General features: G+C 60.5%; 8 protein-coding genes and 1 pseudogene. 3 read left to right on the plus strand and 6 right to left on the minus strand.

Annotation, left to right across the window (positions count from 1 at the left end; all coding sequences use genetic code 11):
- Positions 1-918: 918 nt before the first annotated feature.
- The 5 genes from IQ216_RS13980 to IQ216_RS01025 all read right to left on the minus strand — a co-directional run bounded on the left by IQ216_RS13980 (position 919) and on the right by IQ216_RS01025 (position 4377).
- Positions 919-1104 carry a thiamine-binding protein gene (locus IQ216_RS13980; protein WP_228006989.1) on the minus strand — a complete coding sequence of 62 codons (186 nt, stop codon included), beginning with the start codon at positions 1102-1104 and terminating at the stop codon, positions 919-921.
- A 162-nt stretch (positions 1105-1266) separates the two neighbouring features.
- Positions 1267-1686, minus strand: coding sequence for a hypothetical protein (locus tag IQ216_RS01010; RefSeq protein ID WP_228006985.1), 420 nt, complete (start codon positions 1684-1686; stop codon positions 1267-1269).
- 507 nt (positions 1687-2193) lie between these two features.
- A complete protein-coding gene (locus IQ216_RS01015) occupies positions 2194-3132 on the minus strand; it encodes a DUF6629 family protein (protein WP_193813963.1) in 939 nt (312 codons plus the stop codon).
- A 232-nt stretch (positions 3133-3364) separates the two neighbouring features.
- Entirely contained in the window at positions 3365-3913 is a 549-nt protein-coding gene (locus tag IQ216_RS01020; RefSeq protein WP_193813964.1) for a DDE-type integrase/transposase/recombinase, read from the minus strand.
- Between the two features lie 326 nt (positions 3914-4239).
- Entirely contained in the window at positions 4240-4377 is a 138-nt protein-coding gene (locus tag IQ216_RS01025; RefSeq protein ID WP_193813965.1) for a hypothetical protein, read from the minus strand.
- A 517-nt stretch (positions 4378-4894) separates the two neighbouring features.
- Here IQ216_RS01025 and IQ216_RS01030 point away from each other — a divergent pair.
- From IQ216_RS01030 to IQ216_RS01040, 3 genes and pseudogenes are all read left to right on the plus strand, one after another.
- Positions 4895-6652 (plus strand): alpha-amylase family glycosyl hydrolase, encoded by a 1758-nt coding sequence (locus IQ216_RS01030; protein WP_193813966.1) that lies wholly within the window; start codon positions 4895-4897, stop codon positions 6650-6652.
- The gene (locus tag IQ216_RS01035) at positions 6649-8319 is read left to right on the plus strand and encodes an alpha-glucosidase (RefSeq protein ID WP_193813967.1); all 1671 of its coding nucleotides are present in this window, start codon (positions 6649-6651) and stop codon (positions 8317-8319) included. The genes IQ216_RS01030 and IQ216_RS01035 overlap by 4 nt, the downstream gene beginning before the upstream one ends.
- Before the next feature lie 183 nt (positions 8320-8502).
- A pseudogene (locus IQ216_RS01040) lies at positions 8503-9507 on the plus strand (IS5 family transposase).
- A gap of 261 nt (positions 9508-9768) precedes the next feature.
- Here the strand turns inward: IQ216_RS01040 and IQ216_RS01045 are convergent.
- Positions 9769-11313, minus strand: coding sequence for a class I adenylate-forming enzyme family protein (locus IQ216_RS01045; protein ID WP_193813968.1), 1545 nt, complete (start codon positions 11311-11313; stop codon positions 9769-9771).
- Positions 11314-11558 lie beyond the last annotated feature (245 nt).

Here is an 11558-nt window from a genome sequence, read left to right on the forward strand (position 1 = left end):
TGTCCAACGTGATTGTCCGCGAACAGATAACGCGGTGGTGGAGAGCTTTTTCTCCACCCTGTAGCCGAAGGCTTCTGCTAAGTAGTGACTCGAACTCGACTTGGATAACAACCCAGAAGTCCTGATCTCGCCCCTGCAGCTGCAGCGCGATCTGGCGTTCTGGATCTAGGGTTACTACAACCGAGAACGCCGCCATTCAACGACCGGTTACCTCAGTCCGATCGACTACGAGCAGCGATGCATCGCTGCACCTAGGCTCAACCCAGTGAACCCCTGATCGGTGTCCACGAAATCAGGGGAAACCCAGCAGTCCCTCCAGCGGCTGCTGATCGCTGATTGACCTGCCGAGAAAACGCACCTAGCCCTGTTCGCATTGACTCGATCAAATCAAGTCCTATGGATGACGAGCAAGCTGTAGCGGTGTTTATTGAAATACGCGATCGACCGTATTCATGGACAACGCCCGAAAACAGGCGACCGAATAATTGCTACTTTAAATCCATCGAGTTGCTGAAGCGCCTTGACTCCTTAGGGTACACCGTAAGGCTGTGCGCTGGCGAGACATTTCTTGATAATCGGTTTCCTGCAAGCGCACGGTCTTTGCTTCCCGATGATTTTGTGTTGACTCACGTATGGGTGGAGTTGGCTCTCGATGATGACTGGCACACCCTTGATCCCAGCTTTGACAGCCCGCTAATTCGCGGAGGTCTAGAGATATGCGAATGGGAGAGCAATGCACTGTCATTCGACATCGCTAAACAGTACACTCAGTATGAGCTAAAGAAACATCGCAATACCTGGGATAATAGCCTCTTCCCCAAAGGCTATATTCTTGCCATTGCGCCTTGCGCTGTAGCCCTTAACAGGTGGTTCGCGTCCTTCCGCCGCGGTTGCTGCCGATAGCAGGAGCCGGCGACATCAGAGCATGGCCAGCACGCTGGCCAGCTTGTCCTCCAGGGTCTGCTCTTTGTCGTTGTAGGTATTGATCTTCACCGTGGTGCAGACGCGCGGGCAGCCCATAGCGTGCTCCACCTGATGGCACGCCTTGATGGCGACAAACACCGGTGCCCACTCGACCTCGTTCGTGGTGCTGTTGGGATGCAGCTAGATCTTCAGGCCGGCGGCGCTGAGCACCTTCTCGCAGGCGAGGATGTAGGGCACCAAGTTGATGCCCACGTCGATTGGCACCACGCACAGATCCACGATCACCTTCACGGCCACACTCGCCGGGTTTCAGCCATTGTGGAGGTCGAAGTAAGCAGCGATTCAACCGTTCAGGGCAGGTTTGTCCCGCCACCAGCGCCAGCCCTCCAGGTTGATCAGTAGGCCGAACATCACCAGAGCCGCCATCAGCACGATCTGGTCGACCCGCGCATCCGGCACCAGGATGTCTGCGATCAAATGAGGCAGATTTGTGATGCTGTACAGCACGCTGAACCAGAAATGAATCCGCCGCCATCCTCGCCAGCGCTGCGGTGGTGCCGACGAGGTACAAGCGTAGGCGATCAGTACGACAGCGATCAGTGGTAACAAAAAATAGCCGAGCATGGCCCCGAACAGCCAGGGAAGGGCTGAGGCCTCGACATGACTATCGATCTCCGGCGACTGACCGTGGAAGAGCGGCATCAGGCCCAGGTCCACGTGAAACAACATCGCCAGCAGCCACACCAGCCAGAGGCTGATCAAGCGGAGTCCGTGACTCAGGGACTTGGTCATGCGTAATGAGCGGCGCTGGGCTCCTGAGGGGCACTATTGCGCATGCGCTTCACCTTCGGTCAGGCGACAGGGAAAACTGGTCTAGCGATGCGACGGCTCTAGGCAGCAGGCTGGGGCCGGCGGCGGATTGCCAAGGAGCTGGGCTGCTCACCTGAAACCGTTCGCATGCACCGGCGGCAGGGCAGCTGGCAGCCCTACGGCAAGCCCAGCCGCAACTCCGTGCTGGACTGGCCCTGGGAGTGGCTACGGGAGCGGTTTCTGGCCCACCTCGGTGAAGAGCACGAAGCCGCGCGCGTCGAAGGCCTTGAGCGGCAGGATGCGGGTGCTGGGGCGCTGACGCCATCGCTTGTGCCCAGCACCTTGGCGTTGGGCTTGTTCAGTTCCGCCGCCAGAGCGGTCCAGCGCTTGTCGCGGCGCAGCTGGGCGGGATCGGCGGGGACGGGAGGGTCAGGCGTTGCACCTGATCGCAGAGGCGGTTCACGCATTCGAGGTACAGCGGGGCGTCGTCAGGCAACCAGCACTCACAGGCTGCGGATCCCGAAGAATCCAATACAGCGAGCCCGACAACAGTGCGCTGAAGAAGCACCACACCGAGGTGAAGGCGTAGGTGTAAAGAAAATGCGACAGCAGAAAGGCCACAAGCACAGATGCAGCGAACACACGTAGCCGCCCCGAGCGGCTGAGCAGCAATGGAGCGATGATCACGATGCCGTACAATGTGCTTCCGAGCCCCAGGCTGATCCAGCGGTCTGCCAGCAGTATGGTGGTGTAGTTGAGGGATCCGTTCACCACCACCGGCTCAAACAGGGCGCCATCCAGAAGCAGCGGCAGCCAGAGCCCGCCGCCCACCAGCAGCCCAAGCACCAGAGCGATCTGCAGTAGGCGGTGACGCAGACTTGGCAGCGCCTGACGGTTCAGACACAGGGCGCACCAGGGCAACCAGGCCAGCCAAAACGCGTAGGCAAAGAACAGATAAGCGAGCGCGGCGGGATGCGCAAGACCGGAGGGACCGCCCGGCGCGAGGCCAAGCCAAACCACACCCTCCAGGGCCTGTTGCGCCGAGAAGAACAGCGGCGAGAGAGCCAGGGGCAGCAGATCGCTGCGGTGCTCTTGGCGGCAATAGCGTACGGAGGCCACCCCCACCGGCAATAGCGCCGCCGCTACCACGAAGCTGGCGCTGCTGGAGAAACACATCGGCGTGGCGCCGTCTCCGGCAGCAAGCGTTTTCCCCAGCATGGCGCGGCGGGTGTGCTGGTGATGCAACCCAGCCCATCGATGCCGGATCAGCAGCGGTTGCACGATTTGCTCGAAGCCCTGGAAGAGCTCGGAAGCCCCGCCAAAAACCCGACATTGCGAGAGGCGCTCGGCTGGGATGAGATCCGCCGCAGCATCGTGGCCATTGGATAAGGAGACCACCCTCCCTTCTTGCGCGTTTTGGGCAAGTGGGGCTCCGTTAACTCGATCGGTGCCTGCCAGGGCACCACCGCTTCCTTCTGGGCCAGGAATTTCTCGCGCTTGGTCTGCTTCTTGTGGGTGCTTTGCGCGTATTCATAGAAGCCTAGCTGCCAGCTGCCAATCAACCCAATCCTAACTTCAGATCACAAGGCTATTCTCATGCTCGTGGGCTTCCCGATTTCGTGGACACCTATCAGGGGTTCACAGTGTTAAGTGTACAGCAAGCAATGATCTGCTGCTCGTAGACGATCGGGCTGATGTAAACGATCGTTGAGTGGCGGCGCTCACGGTTGTAGTAAGCCTCGATCCGGAGGGCCAGATCGTGCTTCAGCAGCTGGGGTGAGATCAAAGTGTCTCGATTGTCATCGAGGTCGAGTTCCAACTTCAGGGTGGAGAAGAAGATCTCCGCGACCGCGTTGTTCCAGCAACAGCCCTTGGCAGACATGCTGCAGATGATCTCCCGTTTCCTCAGCAGGTCGCAGTAGTCCCTAGCTCGGTACTGGCTGCCCTGATCCGTATGCAGGAGCAGCCTATGGCTCCTCCTTCCGCTTGCCGAGGGCCCCGCCCACCAGATCGGCATCCATCCTGAGATCAGGCGTCCAACCGACCATACGAAGCTGAACAAATCAATCAAGACGGTCAGGTGCCGCCAGCCGACTTTGGTACCGATCGTGGCGATATTACCTGCCCAGGAGCGGTTCGAAGCCTGGGGCTGGAATTCATGTTGCCGCGGATTCTCCACCGCCCCAGCGGCTCCGCTGCTGGCCCTGGAGCAGGGTCGGGAGGGCTTGGGGGTCTGGGCCTGAGCTCAGCCCTATGCACCAGCTGGGCGAAGCGCTTGCGGCTCACAGGGGCGACCTGCAGCGCGCAGCTCCTGATGGATCCGGGGGAGCCGTAGAGGCCGCGGTGCTGATGGAACACCGCCTCGCTCTAAGCGGTGATCCGGGCGTTATCGGCCGACCGCTCCCGGCACTTTCTGCCGCTGCAGCCAAGCGTAGTAACCGCTATGGGCCACCCCCAACTGTCGGCACAACCAGGAAGCGGAGTGCTAAGCCATGGGTTCATCAATCAGGCGAAACCTGTCGGCGGCAGCTGCTCATTTGCAAAGTGAGCTGCCGCCAGCCTGAAAAAATCCTTCTCTCTCCTGAGCTCCCGGTTCTCCTTGCGGAGCCGGCTGAGCTCGGTGCGCTCCTCGCTGGTGAGCATGCCCTATGCAAGGGTACGGGCCTGACAGCGATCAATGCGGGCCTGCCGTAACCAGCGGGCCAGGCTGCTGGAGGAGGAACACCCAGCCGCTCGGCGTCGGTGTTGCAGGAGAGGCCCTCCTGCAGACAGAGCTCCACGGCCTAAGCTTTCTGCTGCACCGTAAACCGGCGTCTGGATTCTGTGGCGATTGGTCATCGATGGACAGTCTGATAGTCCTGGGGTGACCCGTATCGGCTTGTCCATGAAAGCAGGTGAATCTTAGGCCAGATCTGACCCACTGAGAAGTTCTCATAAGGACTTATTCATGTCATGGGCTCTAGGTCACGTTCACCAGGCAGTATCGGATACTATTCAATAATGCTGTGCTAAGACTCTGGGGCGGCAAGATCATATGCCGTATCCTACGAAAGCCCTGGACGAAGGCGAGGGATTTAGTGGCGATACAGGCACCCTCGATGCCCGCACTGCGGTTAAGGCGATTAGCGGCTGGCGCGCCCCCTCGACACTCCTTGCGCTGATGAGCACGAACAACTGGAACGGCGGCACCAGTGTCAGCCCACAGCTATGCCCCTGGTGGCGGCGTGATCCTTGGCAAGGCCGCCCTTGGTGGAAGGATGCTGTGATCTACCAGATCCTGCCCTGGAGTTTCCTCGATACCACCGGCACCGGTGTCGGTGATCTGCAAGGCATCATCCGTCAACTTGATTATGTTGCCTCACTAGGGGTGGATGCCATCTGGCTGACGCCCTTTTACGAGTCGCCTATGAAGGACCTCGGCTATGACATTACAGATATGATCGAAGTCGACCCCCTCTTTGGGGTGATGGAAGATTTCGAGACACTCATATCTATTGCCCATGACATGGGACTCAAGGTGTTGATCGATCAAGTATGGAATCACACCTCCAAGCTTCATCCATGGTTTGTAGAGAGCGGCTCCAGGCGTTCCAATCAAAAAGCCGACTGGTATGTCTGGCATGATCCACTCGACGATGGTTCCCCGCCAAACAACTGGCTCTCGGCATTCATGGGACGCAGCGCTTGGCATTGGCATCCTGCGCGCCACCAGTACTACCTCGCCAACTTTCTGCCTTGTATGCCAGAACTCAACTGGTACAATCCGCAGGTGTTGAAGGCTGTGCTTGATCTTGCCCGCTTCTGGTTGGACAAGGGCGTCGACGGTTTTCGCATCGACGCAGTGAACTTCTTCCTTGAGGATCCTTCCCTTCGCGATAACCCAGAACGCACACTGGAGATGGGACTGCCTGACGGGATATCGCCCGACAACCCGATGGTCCGCCAGCAGTTCGTGAACAGTTTCTGTCGCCCCGAGACATTCGATAGGCTCCCATACATCCGAGCTTTACTGGACGAGTATCCCAACGTCATGAGCCTGGGGGAGGTGACGCTCGCTGAGGACTCCATTGTTCTCTCCGGTGCCTATGTGCAAGGTCAACACCGCCTGCACCTTGCTTACAACAGCTCTCTCCTACAGGAGCGGCCCCTGTCGATGGCGATGTTACGAGGGGTGATCGAGCGCACTCTCAGCAACTTCCCCGACCAGGGGCAGTGCTGGATGGTGGGGAATCACGACTATGGCCGGTTCCGCTCACGCTGGGCAGGTGCCGATCAGCAAGGTCAGCCCTATCCGGAACTCGCCTTTCACATGATGGCGGCTCTGCTGATCTGTCTACCCGGAGCTCTCTGCCTCTATCAGGGCGATGAGCTGGGCCTACCGGAAGCTCGGATTCCTGTTGACATCCCCGAAGACAGGATCCGGGACTCGTTCGGCAGAGCCCTGTATCCGGTTCTGCCCGGTCGCGACGGCTGCCGCACGCCAATGCCCTGGTCGTCCAGCTCGCCCCAGCAGGGTTTTACCACCGCAGGCGAGCCATGGTTGCCGATTCCGCGCGGGCACAGGGCTCTGGCAGTGGACCGTCAGACGAAGGATCCAAGCTCCCTGCTCAACACCTGGCGCCGGCTTCTGCACTGGCGCCGGGAGCAGCCCGCCATGCACAACGGTTCCATTACGCTGCTGGAGACAGATGAGCCACTGTTGGCCTTTCTGCGCGGTGACGCCGGGGGGCAAAAAGTGTTTTGCCTTTTCAATACCAGCGGAGGCTGGGCCGACTTCCATCCCTCAAGGCATGGTCTTGTCGATCAACCCTTGCGGGCCTCCCTAGTGATCCACAGCTTGGACGCCTTCGGCGAGGATCATGTCTGTGGCGAGGTTCTAAGTTGTCCCCCCTACGCAGCTCTTCTGGTGGAGTTATGACACTTCGAAATAACTGGTGGCAGTCAGCAGTAATCTATCAGATTTACCCTCGTAGTTTCAAGGATAGTAACGACGACGGTGTTGGCGATCTGAGAGGTATTATCCAGAAACTCTCCTATGTCACATCCCTTGGCGTCGACGCGATTTGGATATCCCCATTCTATAAGTCGCCGATGAAGGACTTCGGTTATGATGTTAGCGACTATAGGAACGTGGATCCTCTCTTCGGGACTCTTGACGATTTTCGCGTGCTCTTAGATGAAGCCCACGATCATGGTCTTAAGGTGATTATTGATCAAGTCTGGAGTCATTCCTCCGACCAACATCCGTGGTTTATCGAGAGCAGCAAGAATCGCGATAATCTGCTCGCCGACTGGTATGTCTGGAATGATCCTGGCCCCGATGGCCAGCCTCCAAGCAACTGGATGTCCACGTTCGGGGGCTCAGCCTGGACATGGGAGCCGCAGCGCCGCCAGTATTATCTCCACCATTTTCTCAAGGAGCAGCCCGCCCTCAACTGGCGGAAAGCGGAGGTGCAGGAGGCGATGCTTGATGTGGGGCGCTACTGGCTAGATATTGGTGTTGATGGATTTCGCTTCGACGTCATCAACTTTCTGGTAGCTGATCAGAACTGTCGCGACAATCCGCTGCGTTCTCATGGCATGGCTCTACCCGATGGAGCCACTGCAGAGGTCCCCTTCTTCAGCTTCGTGAATACCTACAACCAGGGCCGGCCGGAGTCCGTAGAGATGGTTAAACGCATCCGGGCATTGCTCGACAGCTATCCGAATCGCACCAGCCTGGCTGAGGTGTCTTGCGCTGAGGACGCGATAGCCGATGCGGCCGCTTACGTGGATGCCCCTAACAAGCTACACATGGCCTACAATTCTTCCTTGATGAGTGAGGATCCCCTAGATAGCGCCAGGCTCACAGGCATCATCGAGCGGGTGCAGCACCATTTTAGGGAGGGGATCCTCTGCTGGACCGCAGGCACCCACGACTTCCCCCGCCTGGCCTCACGCTGGCACGAGGCACTGATGGACGAACACTTCAGCCAGGAGGCCTTCGACCATCAGCTCGCCGCGCTGCTGATCAGCCTGCAGGGGAGCTGCTGCATCTATCAGGGTGACGAACTCGGGCTGCACCAGGCCGAGATTCCCCGAGAGATGATGCAAGATCCCTTCGGGGTCCGGGGCTACCCGCTAGTGCTGGGTCGCGATGGTTGCCGCACCCCCATACCGTGGACGATTGAGGGCGCTCAGGCTGGGTTCACCAAGGCGCCGCAAGCCTGGCTGCCGCTGCCACAGGAGCACCGCCACATGGCGGTGGAGGCTCAGGAGCGAGATCCCCAGTCGCTGTTGAATAAATACCGCCGTTTAATCCACTGGCGACAGAACCAGGAGGCCCTCACCGATGGGGACCTGCAGTTGCTTCCCAGCGAGGACCCTGTACTGGCCTTTTGTCGTCGGGCCGCCAGCCAGACGCTCCTGTTTGCGTTCAATTTCGACAGTCTGCCGACGTACCAGTCCCTTGAACGTTGGCCGGCCTGCGCCCAGGCCGATGAACTGGACTTCCAGGTGAGATGTTTCGAGCGCACGGTGGAGATCCCGGGTTTAGGAGTGTTCATCGCTGTTGTTGAGCCTGCAGCGTGTTCCAGCGATCCGTGATATGAGCCATCCGTTCAATGGCCCTCTGCAGGAAGAGGGTATCGGTCCAGTCCCTAGGCAGGCGGCTGCTCTTGTCTATGGAGTCGCGACTGCAGCGCACCAGCAGGTTGCTTAGGGAGACCCTGGAGAATCCAGCCCGACCACGGGACAATGGTGCTGTAATCACAAGCCTGGACTGGGGTGATGGGCGGCAAGCAGCTGGGATTTGGCGATTACGAGCAGTCCACCGCTAAGAAGCGCACCAAGCGGGAGAAGTTCCTGGCGGAGATGGACGCGGTGGTGCCATGGCAGGCCCTGATTGCTCTGATCGAGCCCCATTACCCCAGGACCAGCAGCAAAGGCGGCCGCCCGCCCGATCCGCTGGCCACCATGCTGCGGATCCACCTGGTGCAGCAGTGGTACTCGCTGAGCGATCCAGCGATGGAGGATGCCCTGATCGAGGTGCCTACCATGCGCCGTTTTGCGGGCATCAACCTGATCAGTGACCGGATCCCCGATGAGACGACGATCCTGGCGTTCCGCCACCTGCTGGAGAAGCACAACCTCGGCGAGCGGATCTTTGAGACGGTGAAGTCCCACCTGAGCAAGCGGGGAATGACGATGCGTCAGGGCACGATCGTTGATGCCACGCTGATCGCCGCACCCAGCTCCACCAAGAACAAGGACGGCAAGCGGGATCCCGAGATGCACCAGACCAAGAAGGGCAACCAGGGGTACTACGGGATGTAGCCGCAGGCTTCCGCGCAGCGGTAGATCCACGCGGGTGTGGACAAGGACTCCGGCCTGATCCACTCAGTGGTTACCACTGCCGCCAACGTGCATGACCTCACCCCAGCAGCTGAGCTGCTGCACGGGGAGGAGGAGGTGGTCTACGCCGACGCTGGCTACCAGGGAATCGCGAAGAGGCCGGAGATGGCAGGCAGGTCAACGGAGTTTCGGGTGGCCATGCGTCCCGGCAAGCGCCGAGCACTGCCCGATACGCCAGACGGGAAGCTGCAGGACCTGGTGGAGACAGCCAAGGCCCACATCCGTGCCAATGGTGAGCATCCATTTCGCGTGATCAAACAGCAGTTCGGCTTTCAAATGACCAGGCTGCGGGGAATGGTGAAAAACCGCTGCAAGGTGAACGTGCTGGCAGCACTGACGAATCTGTTCCTGGCGCGTCGTCAGTTGCTTGCAACACCGTGATCAGGGGTGTGGTGTGGCCGAATGAGGCCATTCACGGGTGCAAGGCAGCGAAAAAGGGACATAAGATCACCTTGATCGGGAACAGATCAATCCCTGAGCCCATCCACAGGAGCAATCCGGGGATGCCTGATCTCAGGAGGCACTCAAGCCCTTGTTGCTCAGAGCTTCCCTAGCTAGTGGATCCACTGATGACCGGATATACCGGCTGGCGAGACTGCGATTGAGAAGCTCCGCGCACCTCTCGGCTGGCAGCCTGTCCCCTCATGGAGCCTGCAGCCCCTCCGCCGCCAGCTGTCGCAGGGCGAGGCGGTCGGTCTTACCGACGGGATTCAGCGGCAGCTCGGCCAAGAAGCGGATCTCCTCGGGGGCCTTGTAGCCCACGCGTTCCCGGGCGAAGGCGATCAGCTCATCAGCCGCAGGGGCGAGCTGGCCCGGCCTGAGTGCCACATAGGCACGCACATTCTCTCCATGCACAGGATCACGGATGCCGATCACCCCCGCCAGTGCCACAGCCGGGTGTTCGGCCAGGGCCTCCTCCACATCCTGGGGACAGATGTTGGAGCCGTCGTGCACGATGATCTGCTTGCGCCTGCCACAGAACCAGAGGTAGCCGTCGCCGTCCAGCCGCATGTCATCGCCGGTGTCGAGCCAGCCCTGCTGGACTGTTGCGGCCGTCGCCTCGGGATTGTCCCAGTAACCCACCATCATCGACGGGGCCTGAATCCACAACCGCCCTTCTTCTCCTACGGCCACTTCCCGGCCGTTGTCATCGCGCAGGGAGGCACGGAATCCCGGTGAGAGCAGTCCCACCGAACCCACGCGGTTCTGCCCTCCCGGCGGAACTACGGTGGCGCAACCGATCTCGGTCATGCCGTAGCACTCGTCAATGGTGAACCCGCTGGCAGCACGGAACTCCTCCTGCAGCTGGTGGGGCACCTTGTCGCCGCCGCTGATGCAAATGCGCACCGAGCCCAGATCCTGCCGCTGCAGCTGCGCATCCCTCACCAGAGAGAACAGGGGAGCGGGCAGCATCAGCATCACCGATGGGCGATAACGTCGCAGCAGCATCTCCACGGTGGCGGTATCGATGCTGTTGGCGATCGCCACAGCCGCTCCCTGGCTCAGGGCCGCCAGGCAGAGCCCCGAGGAGGCCACATGGGCCAGGGAGCTCCCCGCCAGCACCTGGGACCCCGTCTCCAGCTCCAGAGCCTGCCCGAGAGAGGCGAGCATCGACCCGAAGCTGGCCCGGCTGTGGGTCACGCCCTTCGGTTTGGAGGTACTGCCTGAGGTGAAGTAGWTGAAGCAGGGGGCGGCTGGCGGCAGGACCGGCCAGGGATCATCATTTCCGGGACTGCGATCGAGCAGCGGCTGGAACCCGCGTTGATCATCGATCTCGATCGTGCCCAGCGGAAGCCGTTCCACCATTGCGCTGGGGGCCACATCATCCTTCCGCTCGGCGTGAACCACTAGGGCACTCGCGCCGCTCACCGCCAGAGCATGGTCGATCTCCGCCGGTACATAGCGGTAGTTGAGGGGGGTGAGGACCAGGCCGCTGCGCAGTCCAGCCAGGTAATGGACGATCAAATCCACCCGGTTAGGCACCAGCGAGGCCAGCCGGTCCCCGGGTCTGAGGCCAAGGCCCCGATAGGCACGCGCCAGGCTTTCAGAGGCACTCTCCAGCTCGGCCCAGCTTAGGGTGCGCTCCAGATCCAGCAGTGCCGGTGCCGCTGGGCCATGAGCTATCCCATTCGCAAGGATCGTGTCGATGACGACAGGCTGAGCAAGGTCGGGGCCTTGGATGGGCATCGGTGGAGCAGCGGAAGACTTGGGTGGTGCCGAGCAGAGGGCGGGATGGGGGCCAGCCAGCGTCCACTCTGACTCCGAATCTGCCGGGGCCGATCCGCCCCACCAGAGTTGTTTTTGGTTGTGCCCGAAGCCTGAGGGCACCGGGTTGGCCTCCGAGACCGTTCGTTTTCTCCTGCGGCCCTGCTGGCTGGGCGCGATCCTGCTGGCGACCACGCCGCGGGGCGTTTTGGTGGTCTCCCCGGGGG

The organism is Cyanobium sp. LEGE 06143, assembly GCF_015207535.1.
Lineage (GTDB): Bacteria > Cyanobacteriota > Cyanobacteriia > PCC-6307 > Cyanobiaceae > NIES-981.

Bases quoted from the DNA above. Each gene is read 5' to 3' on its own strand.
- IQ216_RS01025 (WP_193813965.1), bottom strand. From the start codon at position 4,377: ATGCTCACCAGCGAGGAGCGCACCGAGCTCAGCCGGCTCCGCAAGGAG.
- IQ216_RS01030 (WP_193813966.1), top strand. From the start codon at position 4,895: ATGAGCACGAACAACTGGAACGGCGGCACCAGTGTCAGCCCACAGCTA.
- IQ216_RS01035 (WP_193813967.1), top strand. From the start codon at position 6,649: ATGACACTTCGAAATAACTGGTGGCAGTCAGCAGTAATCTATCAGATT.